The 18,040-nt window shown below is 60.9% G+C and carries 18 protein-coding genes; 3 read left to right on the top strand and 15 right to left on the bottom strand.

Features of this window, described 5'->3' with window-relative positions; all coding sequences use genetic code 11:
* Window positions 1-144: carboxymuconolactone decarboxylase family protein (locus ACE04F_RS28100; RefSeq protein WP_486110909.1), on the top strand; the 144-nt coding region annotated here is incomplete at its 5' end.
* A gap of 224 nt (window positions 145-368) precedes the next feature.
* Here the strand turns inward: ACE04F_RS28100 and ACE04F_RS28105 are convergent.
* The 8 genes from ACE04F_RS28105 to ACE04F_RS28140 form a co-directional block, all read right to left on the bottom strand.
* A complete protein-coding gene (locus tag ACE04F_RS28105; RefSeq protein WP_305498066.1) occupies window positions 369-1,256 on the bottom strand; it encodes an ABC transporter permease subunit in 888 nt (295 codons plus the stop codon).
* Window positions 1,253-2,134: an ABC transporter permease subunit gene (locus ACE04F_RS28110; RefSeq protein WP_486110911.1), complete on the bottom strand. Its 882-nt coding sequence runs from the start codon at window positions 2,132-2,134 to the stop codon at window positions 1,253-1,255. Before ACE04F_RS28110 ends, ACE04F_RS28105 begins: the two co-directional genes overlap by 4 nt.
* A gap of 35 nt (window positions 2,135-2,169) precedes the next feature.
* Window positions 2,170-3,312, bottom strand: coding sequence for an ABC transporter ATP-binding protein (locus tag ACE04F_RS28115; protein ID WP_486110871.1), 1,143 nt, complete (start codon window positions 3,310-3,312; stop codon window positions 2,170-2,172).
* 71 nt (window positions 3,313-3,383) lie between these two features.
* Complete coding sequence (locus ACE04F_RS28120) at window positions 3,384-4,481, bottom strand: polyamine ABC transporter substrate-binding protein (protein ID WP_486110873.1); 1,098 nt, start codon at window positions 4,479-4,481, stop codon at window positions 3,384-3,386.
* 184 nt (window positions 4,482-4,665) lie between these two features.
* Window positions 4,666-5,763: a polyamine ABC transporter substrate-binding protein gene (locus tag ACE04F_RS28125; RefSeq protein ID WP_486110913.1), complete on the bottom strand. Its 1,098-nt coding sequence runs from the start codon at window positions 5,761-5,763 to the stop codon at window positions 4,666-4,668.
* Window positions 5,764-5,944: 181 nt separating this feature from the next.
* Complete coding sequence (locus ACE04F_RS28130; protein ID WP_486110875.1) at window positions 5,945-7,309, bottom strand: aspartate aminotransferase family protein; 1,365 nt, start codon at window positions 7,307-7,309, stop codon at window positions 5,945-5,947.
* 57 nt (window positions 7,310-7,366) lie between these two features.
* Window positions 7,367-8,725, bottom strand: a complete 1,359-nt coding sequence (locus tag ACE04F_RS28135) for a glutamine synthetase family protein (protein ID WP_305498056.1) — start codon at window positions 8,723-8,725, stop codon at window positions 7,367-7,369.
* A 40-nt stretch (window positions 8,726-8,765) separates the two neighbouring features.
* Window positions 8,766-9,542, bottom strand: coding sequence for a gamma-glutamyl-gamma-aminobutyrate hydrolase family protein (locus ACE04F_RS28140; RefSeq protein WP_486110877.1), 777 nt, complete (start codon window positions 9,540-9,542; stop codon window positions 8,766-8,768).
* A 278-nt stretch (window positions 9,543-9,820) separates the two neighbouring features.
* Here ACE04F_RS28140 and ACE04F_RS28145 point away from each other — a divergent pair, with 278 nt between their 5' ends.
* Entirely contained in the window at window positions 9,821-11,197 is a 1,377-nt protein-coding gene (locus tag ACE04F_RS28145; RefSeq protein ID WP_305498052.1) for a glutamine synthetase family protein, read from the top strand.
* A gap of 278 nt (window positions 11,198-11,475) precedes the next feature.
* The gene (locus ACE04F_RS28150) at window positions 11,476-12,108 is read left to right on the top strand and encodes a TetR/AcrR family transcriptional regulator (protein WP_486110880.1); all 633 of its coding nucleotides are present in this window, start codon (window positions 11,476-11,478) and stop codon (window positions 12,106-12,108) included.
* Between the two features lie 75 nt (window positions 12,109-12,183).
* Here the strand turns inward: ACE04F_RS28150 and ACE04F_RS28155 are convergent, their stop codons facing one another.
* The 7 genes from ACE04F_RS28155 to ACE04F_RS28185 all read right to left on the bottom strand — a co-directional run bounded on the left by ACE04F_RS28155 (window position 12,184) and on the right by ACE04F_RS28185 (window position 17,795).
* On the bottom strand, window positions 12,184-12,399 hold the full coding sequence (locus ACE04F_RS28155; protein WP_003177394.1) for a TOBE domain-containing protein: 216 nt from the start codon (window positions 12,397-12,399) through the stop codon (window positions 12,184-12,186).
* Window positions 12,400-12,423: 24 nt separating this feature from the next.
* Window positions 12,424-13,230, bottom strand: coding sequence for an aliphatic sulfonates ABC transporter ATP-binding protein (gene ssuB, locus ACE04F_RS28160; protein ID WP_486110883.1), 807 nt, complete (start codon window positions 13,228-13,230; stop codon window positions 12,424-12,426).
* Window positions 13,227-14,009 carry an aliphatic sulfonate ABC transporter permease SsuC gene (gene ssuC, locus ACE04F_RS28165; protein ID WP_486110885.1) on the bottom strand — a complete coding sequence of 261 codons (783 nt, stop codon included), beginning with the start codon at window positions 14,007-14,009 and terminating at the stop codon, window positions 13,227-13,229. Before ssuC ends, ssuB begins: the two co-directional genes overlap by 4 nt.
* 7 nt (window positions 14,010-14,016) lie before the next feature.
* Window positions 14,017-15,165 carry an FMNH2-dependent alkanesulfonate monooxygenase gene (ssuD, locus tag ACE04F_RS28170; protein WP_486110887.1) on the bottom strand — a complete coding sequence of 383 codons (1,149 nt, stop codon included), beginning with the start codon at window positions 15,163-15,165 and terminating at the stop codon, window positions 14,017-14,019.
* A gap of 24 nt (window positions 15,166-15,189) precedes the next feature.
* Entirely contained in the window at window positions 15,190-16,155 is a 966-nt protein-coding gene (locus ACE04F_RS28175) for a sulfonate ABC transporter substrate-binding protein (protein WP_486110889.1), read from the bottom strand.
* Window positions 16,156-16,246: 91 nt separating this feature from the next.
* The gene (gene ssuE / locus ACE04F_RS28180) at window positions 16,247-16,840 is read right to left on the bottom strand and encodes an NADPH-dependent FMN reductase (RefSeq protein WP_305498044.1); all 594 of its coding nucleotides are present in this window, start codon (window positions 16,838-16,840) and stop codon (window positions 16,247-16,249) included.
* Between the two features lie 316 nt (window positions 16,841-17,156).
* The gene (locus ACE04F_RS28185; protein ID WP_003206652.1) at window positions 17,157-17,795 is read right to left on the bottom strand and encodes a peroxiredoxin; all 639 of its coding nucleotides are present in this window, start codon (window positions 17,793-17,795) and stop codon (window positions 17,157-17,159) included.
* Between the last annotated feature and the right edge of the window lie 245 nt (window positions 17,796-18,040).

Consider the following 18,040-nt stretch of genomic DNA (forward strand, 5'->3'; position numbering starts at 1 on the left):
GGGCACACCGATGCAGCCATCAAGGCCGGCGCTACTCGCGAAGAAATCGCCGCGACCCTGGCCACCGCCGTTTCGCTGAATGCCGGCGCGGCTTACATTTATTCGTTGCGAGCGCTGGAGGCGCATGACGCACTGAAGAAGTGAGAAGAAAATAGCCTGCCCACCGCCGTCGCCGAATTGCCGCCCGGTGCAGGCTCGCTCCCATAGGGATTTTCGCCAGACCAGTGATCTGTGAGCGACACGAAACCTGTGGGAGCGAGCTTGCTCCAGGCGGCGATCTGACGACGGCGGACTGACAGTCAACACCTGCATCGACTGCCGCACCGCTTTCGCGAGCAAGCTCGCTCCCACATGGTCCCGCTCCTCAGTCAGGCTGAAGTGGTCTCGGGCCGGCGCACCTGCGGTTGTTTCCAGGAATCGGCGGCGCTTTCCTCGATGGCTTGCTGGATCGCTCGTTTGCGGTTTTCTTCGGCGCGGCGGCTGAAGTACCAGACCAGGAAGGTCACCAGCGACACCGCCAGCAGGATCAGGCTCGCCACCGCGTTGATTTCCGGCTTGACCCCCAGGCGTACCGCCGAGAAGACTTCCATCGGCAACGTCGTCGAGCCAGGACCGGAGACGAAGCTTGCCAGCACCAGGTCGTCGAGGGACAACGCGAACGACATCATCGCGCCCGCCGCCAGCGATGGCGCGATCATCGGGATGGTGATCAAAAAGAACACCTTCCACGGCCGCGCACCGAGGTCCATGGCGGCCTCTTCGATGGACAGGTCCAGCTCACGCAAGCGCGCCGAGACCACCACCGCCACGTAGGCCGCGCAGAACGTCGTATGGGCGATCCAGATCGTGACGATGCCACGCTCCTGTGGCCAGCCGATCATCTGCGCCATCGCCACGAACAGCAGCAACAGCGACAGGCCGGTGATCACTTCCGGCATCACCAACGGCGCGGTGACCAGGCCGCCGAACAACGTGCGGCCCTTGAAGTGGGTGATACGGGTCAGCACGAAGGCCGCCAGCGTACCCAGCGCCACCGCGGCGATCGCGGTGTAGCAGGCGATCTCCAGCGAGCGCACCACCGAACCCATCAGCTGCGAGTTGTCCAGCAGGCCGACGTACCACTTGACCGACCAGCCGCCCCACACGGTTACCAGTTTCGAGGCGTTGAACGAAAAGATCACCAGGATCAGCATCGGCGCGTAGATGAACAGCAAACCCAGCACCAGCATCAGGCTTGAAAAACTGAAGCGCTTCATTCCTTGCCCTCCATTTCCTTGGCCTGACTGCGGTTGAACAGGATGATGGGCACGATCAGGATCGCCAGCATCACCACCGCCAGGGCGGATGCCACCGGCCAGTCACGGTTGTTGAAGAATTCCTGCCACAGCACTTTGCCGATCATCAGGGTTTCCGGGCCGCCCAGCAGTTCCGGGATCACGAACTCACCCACTACCGGGATGAACACCAGCATGCAGCCGGCGACGATGCCGTTCTTGGACAGCGGCACGGTGATTTTCCAGAAGCTGTTGAACGTGCTCGAACCCAGGTCGGACGCGGCTTCCAAAAGGCTCGGGTCGTGTTTGACCAGGTTGGCGTACAACGGCAGGATCATGAACGGCAGGTAGGAGTAGACGACCCCGATATACACCGCCAGGTTGGTATTGAGAATCTGCAGAGGCTCGCTGATCCAGCCCATGCTCATCAGGAAACCGTTGAGCAAGCCGTTGTTGCTGAGGATGCCCATCCACGCGTAGACGCGGATCAGGATCGCGGTCCAGGTCGGCATCATGATCAGCAGCACCAGCACCGTCTGCATCTCCTTACGGGCGTTGGCAATGCCGTAGGCCATCGGGTAGCCGATCAGCAGGCACAGCACGGTGCTGATCAGGGCCATCTTCAGCGAGCCGAGATAGGCGGCGATGTACAGTTCGTCCTCGCTGAGCATCGCGTAGTTGGCGAGATTGAGCAGCACTTGCAGCTTCTGGTCAACGTAGCTGTAGATCTCGGTGTACGGCGGGATGGCCACGTCGGCTTCGGCGAAGCTGATCTTCAGGACGATGAAGAACGGCAGCATGAAGAACAGGAACAGCCAGATGAAGGGCACCCCGATGACCAGTTGACGGCCACCGGGCATTATTCGAGCGAGTCGGCGTTTGAGCTTGCGCATGTTCATGAGCGAAGCACCACGCCGCTGTCGTCTTCCCACCAGACGAACACCTGGTCGCCCCAGGTCGGACGCTGGCCACGGCGTTCGGCATTGGCGACGAACGATTGCACCAGTTTGCCGCTTGGCAATTCGACGTAGAACACCGAGTGGCCGCCCAGGTAGGCAATGTCATGGACCTTGCCGCTGGACCAGTTGTGCTCGCAGGTCGGCTGCTCGGAGGTAACCAGCAGTTTTTCCGGGCGAATGGCGTAGGTCACGGCCTTGTCCTGCACCGAGGTGCTGATGCCGTGGCCGACGTAGATATTGCGATCAAGATCCTTGCAGGTCAGCACCGCATGGCCCTCGGCGTCGTCCACCACTTCGGTCTCGAAGATGTTGACGTTGCCGATGAACTCGCAGACCAGGCGGCTGGTCGGGGTTTCGTAGATGTCGATCGGGCTGCCGATCTGGGCAATCCAGCCCAGGTGCATGATCGCAATGCGCTCGGCCATGGTCATGGCCTCTTCCTGATCGTGGGTCACCATCACACAGGTCACGCCGACCCGCTCGATGATCTCCACCAGCTCAAGTTGCATCTGCGAGCGCAGCTTCTTGTCCAGGGCGCCCATCGGCTCGTCGAGCAGCAGCAGCTTCGGCCGCTTGGCCAGGGAACGAGCCAGCGCCACCCGCTGGCGCTGGCCGCCGGAGAGCTGGTGCGGCTTGCGCTTGGCGTACTGGCTCATCTGTACGAGCTTGAGCATCTCGGCCACGCGGGCATCGACCTCGGCTTTCGGGATCTTGTCCTGTTGCAGGCCGAAGGCGATGTTCTGCGCCACCGTCATGTGAGGGAACAAGGCGTAGGACTGGAACATCATGTTGATCGGCCGCTCATAGGGCGGCATGTCGGTGATGTCCACGCCATCGAGGAAAATCCGCCCCTCCGTGGGCCGCTCGAAACCTGCCAGCATGCGCAGCAAAGTGGATTTGCCTGATCCCGAACCGCCGAGCAAGGCGAAGATCTCGCCTTTCTTGATTTCCAGGGACACATCGTCCACGGCAATCGTCTCGTCGAACTTCTTCGTGACCCGGTCGATCTTGACCAGCACCTGCTTGGGTGTCTGGTCGCCCTCGAGGGCTTTCTTATAGGCGCCGGAGGCAACTGCCATTTACGAAACTCCCACAAAATTTGCAGCTCGCCCCAGGTGGGCGAACCTTGGAAAAGTTAGAGCGCTTGACGCTATTTACCCGACTTGACCTTGGTCCAGCTGCGGGTCATGAGTCGTTGGATCTTGGGCGGCAACTCGGAGTTGACGTAGAGCTTGTCGACGACCGCTTGCGGTGGGTAGACCGCTTCGTCGGTGCGTACGTCCTGGCTCATCAGTTCGCCAGCCTTCGGGTTCGGGTTGGCGTAACCGACGACGTCGCTGACCTGGGCGATGACCTCAGGCTTGAGCAGATAATTGATGAACGCGTGGGCCTCCTTGGCGTTGCTGGCGTCGCGCGGGATCGCCAGCATGTCGAACCAGAGGTTGCCGCCTTCCTTGGGAATCACGTAGGCGATATCGACGCCCTTGCCGGCCTCGCTGGCACGTTCGCGGGCCTGGAAAATGTCCCCGGAGAAACCGGCGGCCACGCAGATCTCGCCGTTGGCCAGGTCGGAAATGTACTTGGAGGAATTGAAGTAGGTCACGTAAGGCCGGATCTTGAGGAGCTGGGCCTCGGCCTTCTTGTAGTCTTCGGGGTTCTGGCTGTTGGGGTCCAGGCCCAGATAATTGAGCATGGCCGGAATCATTTCGTCGCCCGAGTCGAGGAACGAAACGCCGCAGCTGGAGAGCTTCTTGATGTTTTCCGGTTCGAACAGCATGGCCCAGGAGTCGATCTTCTCGACGCCCAATACCGCCTTGATCTTCTCGACGTTGTAGCCGATGCCGTTGGTGCCCCACAGGTAAGGCACGGCGTACTGGTTGCCCGGGTCGTTTTTTTCCAGGCGCTTGAGCAGCACGGGGTCAAGGTTGGCGTAGTTGGGCAATTGCGCCTTGTCGAGTTTCTGGAACGCCCCGGCCTTGATCTGCTTGCCCAGGAAGTGGTTGGACGGCACGACCACGTCGTAACCGGTACGCCCGGCCAGCAACTTGCCTTCCAGGGTTTCGTTGGAATCGAACACGTCGTAGACCGGCTTGATCCCGGTGGCTTTCTCGAAATCCGCCAGGGTGGATTTGCCGATGTAGTCCGACCAGTTATAAATATGCACGGTGGAGGCGGCCTGGACACCGACGGCGAGCGTCAGGCCGGCACCGACCAGCAAGGCGTTGCGTAACAAAGAAAAGACAGGCACGTGGAGGTCCTCTTAAATAGTTGGGCCCAAGTTGCCCCCGTTACCGAGCAACGATGTGCCCTGCAACAAAACCGGCGCGCAACTTACCCTCGATAAACCGATCCAGCAAAACTTTTAGTTATTTAATTGCTCCTGTTGCCGCCGCCGTGAGGACGTCGACAACAGGAAATTGCTACAAGCCGGCTTACTTACCGGATTTGATCTTGGTCCAGCTGCGGGTCAGCAGCCGCTGGGTCGCAGGCGGCAGGTCGCTGATGGCGTACAGCTTGGCCTTCACTTCGTCCGATGGATAAATGCTCGGGTCACCGGAAATTTCCTTGTCCACCAGCGGGGTGGCGGCCTTGTTGCCGTTAGGGAAACGCACGTTATCGGTGATCTCCGCCATGATTTCCGGCTGCATGATGAAGTTCATCCACTTGTAGGCGGCTTCGACGTTTTCGGCATCCTTGGGAATGGCGACCATGTCGTAGAACGAACCGGCACCTTCCTTCGGAATGGTGTAGGCCACTTTCACCTTGCCGCCAGCCTCGGCAGCACGGCTCTTGGACTGTTCGATATCACCGGAGTAACCCACGGCCACGCAGATGTTGCCGTTGGCCAGGTCCGAGATGTACTTGGAAGAGTGGAAGTAGCCGATCGATGGACGCAGCTTGAGGAACAGTGCTTCAGCCTCGGCCAGCTGCTTCTTGTCCTGGCTGTCGGTCGGGTAGCCAAGGTAGTGCAGGGCCACCGGAATCATTTCGGTCGGCGAGTCGAGGAAGCTCACGCCGCAGCTCTTGAGCTTGGCGATGTTCTCGGGCTTGAGCAGGGTGTCCCAGGAATCGATCTTGTCGACGCCCAACGCGGCCTTGACCTTCTCCGGGTTGTAACCGATGCCGATGGTGCCCCACATGTACGGGAAGGCGTGTTTGTTGCCCTGATCGCTGGCGTCGCCGACGGCCTTGAGCAGGTCGGTGTCGAGGTTTTTCCAGTTCGGCAGCTTGGACTTGTCCAGCTCCTGATAGACACCGGCCTTGATCTGCTTGGCGAGGAAGTTGTTCGACGGCACGACGACGTCATAGCCGGATTTGCCCGCCAGCAGCTTGGCCTCCAGGGTCTCGTTGCTGTCGAAGACGTCGTAGACGACCTTGATGCCCGTCTCTTTTTCAAACTTGGCAACCGTGTCCGGCGCGATGTAGTCCGACCAGTTGTAGACGTGCAGCACTTTGTCGTCCGCCTGGACGGCACCCGCCATCATGCCCATCAGGGACATGGCGAGGAGGGTCTTGCCAGCTATCTTCATACCTAATGCCTTCATGAAAAAATGCTCCAGTTATTCTTCTAAGCCACAGTTCAGTAGCCGGTTCGCGGGCAACTTGAACAGGCGGTAGTCTGGCAAGTTACACGGCAGGCTTTCAACACAAGCCCAGCCTTTATTCACACCGGGCGAGGCCCATCTCGGCACCTCGCACAGAGCCTAGCACTTAGCCTTGCAGGGCACCGAGCGTCAGGTCCAGGCATTGCCGCGCCTTGGCTACCAGCTCATCGATCTCGGCCTTGCTGATCACCAGCGGCGGCGCAATGATCATCGTGTCGCCCACCGCGCGCATGATCAGCCCGTTATCGAAGCAGAACTGCCGGCAGATCATGCCCACGCCCTTGCCTTCGTAGCGTTTGCGCGTGGCCTTGTCCTGGACCAGTTCGATCGCGCCGAGTAAACCGACGCCGCGCACTTCACCTACCAGCGGATGATCGTTCAGTTCCCGCAGGCGCTGCTGCAAATAAGGTGCCGTTTCGCTGTGGACGCGCTCGATGATCTTTTCTTCGCGCAGGATGCGGATGTTTTCCAAGGCCACCGCAGCGGCCACCGGGTGACCGGAGTAGGTGAAGCCGTGGTTGAAGTCACCGCCTTCGTTGAGCACCGCGACCACATCGTCGCGCACGATCAGGCCGCCCATGGGGATGTAACCCGAGGTCAGGCCCTTGGCAATGGTCATCATGTGCGGTTTCAACCCGTAATGATCGGTACCGAACCACTCACCGGTGCGGCCAAAACCGCAGATGACCTCGTCGGCCACGAACAGGATGTCGTATTTGGCGAGGATTTCCTTCATGCGCGGCCAGTAGCTGTCCGGCGGCACGATCACGCCGCCGGCGCCCTGGATCGGCTCGGCAATGAACGCACCGACGTTGTCGACGCCAATCTCGAGGATCTTTTCTTCCAGCTGATTGGCGGCCCAGATGCCGAACTCTTCGGGGCTCATGTCGCCGCCTTCGCCAAACCAGTACGGCTGGGCGATGTGGACAATACCCGGGATCGGCAGGTCGCCCTGCTCATGCATGTAGGTCATTCCACCCAGGCTCGCGCCGGCCACGGTCGAACCGTGATAACCGTTCTTGCGACTGATGATGACTTTCTTGTTCGGCTGCCCTTTGATCGCCCAATAGTGGCGAACCATACGCAGCATGGTGTCGTTGCCTTCGGAGCCGGAGCCGGTGAAGAACACGTGGTTCATACCTTGCGGGGCGATGTCGGCGATGGCCTTGGACAGTTCCAGCACCGGCGGGTGGGCGGTCTGGAAGAACAGATTGTAGTACGGCAGCTCGCGCATCTGTTGGCTGGCGGCGTCCGCCAGCTCTTCGCGCCCGTAGCCGACGGCCACGCACCAGAGGCCGGCCATGCCGTCGAGGATCTTGTTGCCTTCACTGTCCCAGAGGTACACGCCCTTGGCGTGGGTGATGATGCGCGGGCCTTTCTCTTTGAGCTGTTTGAAGTCGCTGAACGGTGCCAGATGGTGATCGCTGCTCAGGGCCTGCCATTCACGGGTTTGCGGGTTGTTGCGGGTCATGCGGATTCTCCTTTTATTCCATTGGGGGCGGGGCTTTCGGCGGCCCCGCCCGGCGCATCAGACGGCAAAGAGCAGGAATTCCCGCTCCCACGAACTGATGACGCGCTTGAAGTTTTCATGCTCGGCCCGCTTGACCGCGACGTAGCCCGTGATGAATTTCTTGCCCAGGTACTTCTCGATGGTGGAGCTGTTTTCCATGCGCTCCAGGGCATCTTCGATGGTCAGCGGCAAACGCAGGTTCCGGCGTTCATAACCACGGCCGACTACCGGTGCGCTCGGGTCGATGCCCTCGACCATGCCGATGTAGCCGCACAGCAGGCTGGCGGCAATCGCCAGGTACGGGTTGGCGTCGGCGCCCGGCAAGCGGTTTTCCACGCGGCGGTTCTGCGGCCCGGCGTCCGGAACCCGCAAGCCCACGGTGCGGTTTTCTTCGCCCCATTCGACGTTCACCGGCGCCGAGGTATCGGGCAGGAAGCGACGGAACGAGTTGACGTTGGGGGCGAACAGCGGCAGCAGCTCGGGGATGAATTTCTGCAGGCCACCGATGTGATGCAGGAACAGTTCGCTCATGGTCCCGTCTTCGTTGGAGAAGACGTTCTTGCCGGTTTCCTTGTCGATGATGCTCTGGTGCAAGTGCATCGCACTGCCCGGCTCGCCAGTCATGGGCTTGGCCATGAAGGTGGCGGCCACATCGTGCTTGAGCGCCGCCTCGCGCATGGTGCGCTTGAACACCAGGATCTGGTCGGCCAGGGACAGCGCGTCACCGTGACGGAAGTTGATTTCCATCTGCGCGGTGCCGTCTTCGTGAATCAGGGTGTCGAGGTCCAGTTCCTGCAATTCGCACCAGTCATAGACGTCCTCGAACAACGGGTCGAATTCGTTCGCCGCTTCGATCGAGAAAGACTGGCGACCGGTTTCCGGGCGACCGGAACGGCCGATAGGCGGTTGCAGCGGAAAGTCCGGGTCGTCGCTGCGCTTGGTCAGGTAGAACTCCATCTCCGGCGCGACAATTGGCTGCCAGCCCTTGTCAGCGTACAGCTTGAGCACCTTCTTCAGTACGTTGCGCGGTGACAGCTCGATGGGGTTGCCTTGCTTGTCGTAGGAGTCGTGGATCACCTGGGCGGTGGGCTCGATGGCCCAGGGCACCAGGAAGACTGCGTTTTCGTCCGGGCGGCAGATCATGTCGATGTCGGCGGGGTCGAGCAGTTCGTAATAGATGTCGTCTTCGACATAGTCGCCCGTCACGGTCTGGAGCAGAACGCTCTCGGGCAGGCGCATGCCTTTTTCGGCGATGAACTTGTTGGTCGGCGAGATCTTGCCCCGGGTAATGCCGGTCAGGTCGCCAATCATGCATTCGACTTCTGTGATCTTGTGGTCTTTCAACCAATCGGTGAGCTGGTCGAGGTTGTTACTCATAAATGCCTCTAGGCGTGAGTTTCCTGACTGCTATTAGTCGTCAGGCGTTGTTTGACGCATCGGCGTCGCGTTGTGTTGCCCTTGCTCGGCAGGCATCGCCAAATGCCTGGAAAATCGCAAGGTAGTGCGGGTTGGAGCCTACTGCCCATTCAGGGTGCCATTGCACTCCTAAAGCAAAAGCCTTGCCTTGTACCGCCGAGACGGCTTCGATCAAGCCATCCGGCGCCAGCGCTTCGGCCCGCAGCCCCGAGGCCAGGCGCTCGATGCCCTGGCTGTGGATCGAGTTGACCTCGATCTGCGACGGCAGCCCCAAAGACGCGAGGATACCGCCAGGCTGGACATGCACGGCATGGGCAGGACCATATTGGACCTCTACCGGCTGGGTGTCGTCTTCACGATGATCGATGAAGGTTCCGACTTCGTGAACTTTCTGATGCAGGCTACCGCCAAAGGCAACGTTCATTTCCTGGAAACCGCGACAGATGCCCAGCACCGGAACGCCCGCGTCCACCGCCGCGCGGATCAGCGGCAGGGTAATGGCGTCCCGTGCAGGATCATGAGCGGTGCCTGGCGCACTGGCCGGGCCCTGGTAGTGAAAAGGTTCTACATTGGAAGGGGAGCCGGTAAAAAGAATACCGTCCAGGGCGTCCAGAATATCGGACGGGGAGAACAGATCCGCCAGGGATGCGATCAGCACCGGCAAGCCCTTGGCGGCCGTTGCGACAGCCCGCGCATATTTGTCGCCAGTGGTGTGATACGCATGCAGACCGATCTGCCTGGAGCAGGTGGTGATGCCGATTAACGGCAGGCGAGACATGAAGCACCCCGGTATTATTGCTGTTATGGGTTTGAATCGAGCTTAGCCTTGTTCATTTTTTTACACAACACCCCCGTAAAAAATACAACACGGCCCGCTCAAGCCTGCGGGGGGCAAGCCCCTCAAAGGGAAAAAAACGCCCCAAATTGCCTCAAAAAAGCCCTGCAGGTGCTTTTTTAGGGCAAAAAAGGCCCTGCTTGACTTCGGCATGCCGTTCGGGTTGACTGGCTTTCGAAGAGATCAATGATTGATATTTTTAACAACAAAGGTGTTGCATCATGTCGGTACCCCCGCGTGCCGTTCAGCTTAACGAAGCGAACGCGTTCCTTAAGGAACATCCTGAGGTTCTGTACGTTGACCTTCTGATTGCGGATATGAATGGTGTGGTGCGCGGCAAGCGCATCGAACGCACCAGCCTCCACAAGGTTTACGAGAAAGGCATCAACCTGCCGGCCTCTCTATTTGCCCTGGATATCAATGGCTCGACGGTGGAAAGCACCGGCCTGGGCCTGGACATCGGCGATGCCGACCGCATCTGCTATCCAATCCCCGGCACTCTGAGCAACGAACCCTGGCAGAAGCGCCCCACCGCGCAACTGCTGATGACCATGCACGAGCTTGAAGGCGATCCGTTCTTCGCCGACCCTCGTGAAGTCCTGCGCCAGGTCGTGACCAAGTTCGATGAACTGGGCCTGACCATCTGCGCGGCATTCGAGCTGGAGTTCTACCTGATCGACCAGGAGAACGTGAACGGCCGTCCACAACCGCCCCGCTCGCCAATCTCCGGCAAACGCCCGCACTCGACACAGGTCTACCTGATCGATGACCTCGACGAATACGTCGACTGCCTCCAGGACATCCTGGAAGGGGCCAAGGAGCAAGGCATTCCCGCCGACGCCATCGTCAAGGAAAGTGCCCCGGCGCAGTTCGAAGTGAACCTGCACCACGTGGCCGACCCGATCAAGGCTTGCGACTACGCGGTACTGCTCAAGCGGCTGATCAAGAACATCGCCTACGACCATGAAATGGACACCACCTTCATGGCCAAGCCGTATCCAGGCCAGGCGGGCAACGGCCTGCATGTCCACATCTCGATCCTGGACAAAGAAGGCAAGAATATCTTTGCCAGCGAGGATCCCGAGCAGAACGCCGCGCTGCGTCACGCGATCGGCGGTGTGCTCGAGACCCTGCCCGCGCAGATGGCGTTCCTCTGCCCGAACGTCAACTCCTACCGTCGTTTCGGCGCACAGTTCTACGTGCCGAACTCGCCGACCTGGGGCCTGGACAACCGCACCGTGGCCTTGCGCGTACCGACCGGCTCCGCCGATGCCGTACGCCTGGAACACCGTGTCGCCGGCGCCGATGCCAACCCGTACCTGTTGATGGCGGCGGTCCTGGCGGGCGTGCACCATGGCCTGACCAACAAGATCGAGCCCGGCGCGCCGGTCGAAGGCAACAGCTACGAGCAGAACGAGCAAAGCCTGCCGAACAACTTGCGCGATGCCCTGCGCGAACTGGACGACAGCGAAGTCATGGCCAAGTACATCGATCCCAAGTACATCGATATCTTCGTGGCCTGCAAGGAAAGCGAGCTGGAAGAGTTTGAACACTCCATCTCCGACCTTGAGTACAACTGGTACCTGCATACCGTTTAAGCGGTTGCGGTAGAAGAAAGCAACGCCGCAGGCCTTCAGGGCCGCGGCGTTTTTTTTTGCCGTTCCCGTGGCGAGGGAGCTTGCTCCCGCTGGGCTGCGCAGCGGCCCCAAGATACTGAAGCGGTAAACCTGAATCACTGCATTGGCTGCTTTGAGGGCTGCTCCGCACCCCAGCGGGAGCAAGCTCCTCGCCACAAAAGCTCTTCACCTCACAAGTGCAGGTATGGACCAGCCTCCCGCTCTGCGTACAATGCCCGGCAGCCCCGCAGGAGAGCTTCATGACACGCACCGCCACCCCTCGCAAACCCCGCGCCCGCAGCCAGGCCCGGATCGACTCGATCCTCGATGCCGCCCGCACGCTGCTCGCCGCCGAAGGCGTGGCCAGCCTGTCGATCTACAGCGTCGCCGAGCGCGCCGGGATCCCGCCCTCCTCCGTCTATCATTTCTTCGCCAGCGTCCCGGCCCTGCTCGAAGCCTTGACCGCCGACGTCCATGCAGCCTTTCGCGCCTGCCTTCAAACACCGATCGATCATGCAGCGCTGAACCATTGGCACGATCTGTCGCGGCTGGTGGAGCAACGAATGCTGGTGATCTACAGCGAGGACGCCGCCGCTCGCCAACTGATCCTGGCCCAGCATGGCCTGACTGAAGTCACCCAGGCCGACCGCCAGCATGACCTGGAACTGAGCGAGCTGATGCACACCGTCTTCGCCCGGCATTTTCAACTGCCGCCCTTGCCTACCGATGTCGACGTGTTCGCCCTCGCCATGGAACTGGGCGACCGCGTCTACGCCCGCTCGGTACACCAGCACGGCCAGATCACCCCGCGCATGGCCGAGGAAGGCATGCGCGTGTTCGATGCGTATCTGGGGCTCTATCTTCCTCCGTTTCTGCCCAAGCGCTCTGATTGAATCGTTCCCCCGCAGAGCGTAGGAACGAAAAAGCCCCGAAGGGCTCAAGCCATCCGGGGCTGGGTCAAGCATCGTTCACAACTTGGCGATAGACACCTCGGTGGATTTGACGAAGGCAATCACTTCGCTGCCAATCGCCAGTTCCAGCTCTTTGACCGAGCGGGTGGTGATGACCGAGGTGACGATGCCCGAGGCAGTCTGCACGTCGATTTCCGACAGCACGTCGCCTTCGACGATTTCCTTGATGGTGCCTTTGAACTGGTTGCGTACGTTGATGGCTTTGATAGTCATGATGTCGTTCCTGTCTGGATGAAGTTATTGCGCCCAACGCAGTTGCGTGGGCAAGGGTGAAACGGGTTCGGGTTCCGGCGGTTGGCCGGGCAAGGACAGCACCCGGTTGAGGACTTCGGTTTCCAGGCTCGCCAGCCGGTGCGAGCCGCGAGCACGCGGGCGCGGCAAGTCGATGGCCAGGTCGAGGCCGATCTGGCCGTCTTCGATCAGGATCACCCGATCGGCGATCGCCACCGCTTCGCTGACGTCATGGGTCACCAGCAGCACGGTGAAGCCGTGTTGCTGCCACAGCCGCTCGATCAATTGCTGCATTTCGATCCGGGTCAACGCATCGAGCGCCCCCAAAGGTTCGTCCAGCAACAACAAGCGGGGCTGATGGATCAACGCCCGGGCCAGGGCCACCCGCTGTTTCTGTCCGCCGGACAACGCCGCCGGCCACTCGTGTGCACGATCAGCCAGGCCCACGGCATCCAGCGCCTTCAACGCTTGTGGTCGCCAGTCGCCCTTGAGTCCGAGGCCGACGTTGTCGATGACTTTTTTCCAGGGCAGCAAACGCGCCTCCTGGAACATCAGGCGCGTGTCTTCCCGTGCAGCGCTCAGCGATGCCGAACCGGCCAGCAACTCACCGCCCGAGGGCTGATCGAGGCCGGCCAGCAAGCGCAGCAAGGTACTTTTGCCGCAGCCGCTACGACCGACCACCGCGACGAACTGCCCGGCCGGGATATGCAGGTCGATGTCACGCAACACCTGGCGCGAACCAAAGGTCTTCTGCAGATTGCGCACCGCCAGCGGGATACCTCGCAGCAGGCGCGGCGGTTGTTGGGCGGTCATGCGACACCTCCCTTGTTCACCTGATAGGCCGGATGCCAGCGCAGCCAGACGCGTTCAAGCCCGCGAGCAGCAACGTCGGCCAGTTTGCCGAGCACCGCGTACAGGAGAATCGCCAGCACCACTACGTCGGTCTGCAGGAATTCGCGGGCATTCATCGCCAGATAACCGATACCGGAGCTGGCCGAGATGGTTTCCGCGACGATCAGCGTCAACCACATGAAACCCAGGGCAAAGCGCACGCCCACCAGGATCGAAGGCAAGGCGCCCGGCAGGATCACCTGGCGAAACAGGCTGAAGCCGGATAAACCGTAGCTGCGGGACATCTCTACCAGCGCCGGGTCGACATTACGAATCCCGTGGTAGGTGTTGAGGTAGATCGGAAACAGCGTGCCCAGCGCCACCAGGAAAATCTTCGCCGACTCGTCGATACCGAACCAGAGGATCACCAGTGGAATCAGCGCCAGGTGGGGCACGTTACGCACCATCTGCACCGAGCTGTCCAACAGCCGTTCGCCCCACTTCGACAGGCCGGTGATAAAGCCCAGGGTCAGGCCGATGCCGCCGCCAATCAGGAAACCGACCGCCGCGCGCCAGCCGCTGATGGCCAGGTGCGTCCAGATTTCACCGCTGCGCCCCAGGTTCACTCCGGCCTCGATCACCGCCACCGGCGCCGGCAGGATCCGCGTGGATAACCAGCCGGCCGATACCGACAATTGCCACACCGCCAGCAACAGCAGCGGCACCGCCCACGGCGCGAGGTTGTGGATAAGTTTTTTCATGGCCGCCTCAGCTCTGCGAAGCAGCTTTGGGCAGGATATCGTTGGCGACCATTTCGCCGAACGGGCTCACATAACCCTGGCTCTTCGGCGGTTCCGGGCGCTCCACATCGAGGTGCGGGAACAACAGCTCCGCCACCCGATAGGATTCTTCCAGGTGTGGATAACCCGAGAAAATGAACGTGTCGATACCCAGGTCGGCGTATTCCTTGACCCGCTCAGCCACGGTCGGGCCATCGCCCACCAGCGCCGTTCCGGCACCGCCGCGCACCAGGCCGACGCCGGCCCAGAGGTTGGGACTGACTTCCAACTTGTCGCGCCGGCCGCCGTGCAACGCGGCCATCCGTTGCTGGCCCACCGAGTCGAAACGCGCCAGGGACGCCTGGGCGCGCGCGATGGTTTCGTCGTCCAGGTGCGAGATCAAGCGGTCGGCCGCTTGCCAGGCTTCGGCGTTGGTTTCGCGCACGATTACATGCAGGCGAATGCCGAAACGCACGGTGCGCCCAAGCTTCTCGGCCTTGGCCCGCACCTGGGCGATTTTTTCCGCGACGGCGGCGGGCGGCTCGCCCCATGTCAGGACCATTTCCACCTGCTCGGCGGCCAGGTCCTGGGCGGCTTCCGACGAGCCGCCGAAATACAGTGCTGGACGCGGTTGCTGGATCGGCGGATAGAGCAGCTTGGCGCCCTTCACACTGATGTGCTCACCGTCGTAATCCACGGTCTCGCCTTCCAGTACCCGGCGCCAGATCCGAGTGAATTCCACCGAGGCCTGGTAGCGTTGCTCGTGGCCCAGAAACAGCCCGTCACCGGCCAGCTCGTCCGGATCGCCGCCAGTCACCAGGTTGAACAGCGCGCGCCCGCCGGACAGCCGATCCAGCGTCGCGGCCTGACGCGCCGCCACCGTCGGGGAAATGATCCCGGGGCGCAGGGCAACCAGGAATTTCAGGCGCTGGGTCACCGGAATCAACGAAGCGGCTACCAGCCAGGAGTCTTCGCAGGAACGCCCGGTAGGAATCAACACCCCGCCGAAACCCAGCCGATCAGCCGCCTGGGCAATCTGTTGCAGGTAACCATGATCGACGGCGCGGGCGCCTTCAGCGGTGCCAAGGTAATGGCCGTCGCCGTGGGTGGGCAGGAACCAGAAAATATTGAGGCTCATGGAGTGGTCTCCTAAGGGGTCGAATTACTGCGCGTTCGCAACGGCCGCCGGCGGCGTCCAGATCACGTCCTTGATGCTCAAGAGCTTGGGAATCAATTTGAGCTGATAGAAGCTGTCGGCGATTTTCTGCTGCGCCGCGACCACCTCCGGCGTCAGGAACAGTGCCCCGTAGCCTTGGCGTTTCACCGACGTCAGGGTGATGTCCGCCGGCAGGCCGAGCAGCGGCGAGACCTGCCGGGTCACGTCTTCAGGGTTGGCCTTGGACCACTCCCCTACCGCACGCACCTCTTCCACCAGCGTCGTGATGACCTGGGGATTTTTTTGCGCGTAAGGTTTGGTCGCGAGGTAGAACTGGTGGTTATCGACGATGCCTTTGCCGTCCCGCAGGGTGCGTGCCTGCAACTGTTGTTCGGCGGCTGCCTGGTACGGATCCCAGATGACCCAGGCGTCCACGCTGCCGCGCTCGAACGCGGCGCGGGCATCCGCCGGCGGCAGGAAAACCGTCTGGATGTCGGAATATTTCAGGCCGGCATCTTCCAGCGCGCGCACCAGCAGGTAGTGGACGTTGGAGCCTTTGTTCAGCGCGACTTTCTTGCCCTTGAGCTCCTGCACCGACTGGATCGGCGAGCCCTTGGGCACCAGGATCGCCTCGCTGTTCGGCGCCGGTGGCTCGTAGGCGACATAAAGCAGATCCGCGCCTGCCGCCTGGGCAAACACCGGCGGGGTTTCGCCAGTCACGCCAAAATCGATCGAGCCGACGTTCAGACCTTCCAGCAGTTGCGGGCCGCCGGGGAATTCGGTCCATTGCACGTCGACGCCTTGAGCGGCGAGGCGTTTTTCCAAGGTGCCCTTGGCCTTGAGCAGCACCAGCGTGCCGTACTTTTGATAGCCGATCCGCAAGGTTTCGGCCTGAGCCTGGGTGATGGCGCCGAAGGACACAGCCGCAGCAAACAGAGCGACCAGCCCGCGACGCAAAATGACAGTGCGCATGGCGCCTCTCCTTTTTGCTGTGGGGTTTTGGCTGCACCTGCTTGGCCGTTGACGGCTGAGTAAGGTGGAGTTGAATCAGGGATGTAGCGCGTCAGATGCTCCAGCGAGCACTCAACAGACGTTCGTTCAATACGCTGGGATCCAGTGGCTTGGGCCGTCGGGCCATGGCGCTGTAGAACTGTTCAAGCGCCTCGTCCAGGCGCTGCTGCAGGGCCGGCGCCAATTGCGCCTGGGCGCTGCCTTCGCCGTAAGCGATCTGGTTGTCCTCGGCGAAAATCCCATGCAACATTTCCTGGGCCTTGAGCGCCGACAACACCGGCTTCAGGGCGTAGTCCACCGCCAGCATGTGGGCGATGCTGCCGCCTGTCGCCATGGGCAACACCACTTTATGGGCCAGGGCACGTTCGGGCAGCAGGTCCAGTACCGTCTTCAACGCGCCGGAGAAAGACGCCTTGTAGACAGGCGTAGCGATCACCAGGCCGTCGGCGTTTTCGATCTGGGCCAGCAGGTCCAGTACCTTGGGGCTATCGAAGCGGGCATGGAGCAGATCCTCGGCGGGAAAATCACGCACCTGATAGCTCACCACCTCCACACCTTGCTGCTGCAACCAACGTTGCGAGCGCTCCAGCAGCACTCCTGATCGGGAGCGCTGGCTGGGACTGCCGCCGAGCGAGACAACCAACATGCCAACCATTCCTTGAATTCACGTGCGATTCGCGGTGGGCGATCTCGCTGTATGGAGCAAACCATAACAGGGCATTCATATATCTTTAAATCATATTTATTCATTTGGTTATTCGTTTAAGAGATATACGGTTAGCTTTCCACGAGGCAATAAAAAAGGCCGTCGAAACGGCCAAAACCCTTGGTGCACAGAAGATCAACTGTGGGAGGGGGCCTGCTCGCGATAGCGGTGTGTCAGTCAACTCAATATTGGCTGGTCCGCCGCCTTCGCGAGCAGGCTCGCTCCCACAGGTTCAGGTTCTGGTTCTGATTTTGCCTCAGCGATTGGGCTGCGGCGTCAGGCGCAGGTAGGGTTTGACGGCGCGATAGCCTTTGGGAAAGCGCTGCTTGAGTTCCTCTTCATCCTTGAGCGACGGCACGATCACCACTTCATCGCCGTCCTGCCAGTTGGCCGGCGTGGCGACCTTGTAATTGTCGGTCAGCTGCAAGGAATCAATCACCCGCAGGATTTCATTGAAGTTGCGCCCGGTACTTGCCGGGTAGGTGATGGTCAGGCGGATCTTCTTGTTCGGGTCGATCACGAACAAGGAACGCACGGTCAACGTGTCGCTGGCGTTGGGGTGGATCAGGTCGTAGAGGTCGGATACCTTGCGGTCGGCGTCGGCCAGGATCGGAAAATTGACCACGGCATTCTGGGTTTCGTTGATGTCCTCGATCCACTTGTGGTGCGAGTCCACTGGGTCTACCGACAGGGCAATGGCCTTGACGCCGCGCTTGGCGAACTCGTCTTTGAGCTTGGCGGTAAGGCCCAGCTCGGTGGTGCACACCGGGGTGAAATCCGCCGGATGGGAGAACAACACGCCCCAGCTATCGCCGAGCCATTCATGGAAGCGAATCTTGCCGGCGCTGGAATCCTGTTCGAAATCGGGGGCGATGTCGCCGAGTCTGAGGCTCATGGTGCGGCTCCTGGTTGGTTTTATGAGCCCAAACTGTGCACCGGTTTTCATTGCTTGAAAAAGAATGAATGCCCATTTGTTTAGATCTTTACTGAATATAAAAAACTGTTCACTGGCGCGCTTGCGCATAGCGGACCAAGATCATCGCCGAGGTTGCGAGAAGGCCTCGAGTTGCTGAAAAGAGGAGAAGGTTCGGGGAAGGCTACAGGGGTGGGCCTGACCCGAAACGCAAAAGCCCCGCCCGG

The organism is Pseudomonas sp. AGC41, assembly GCF_057334555.1.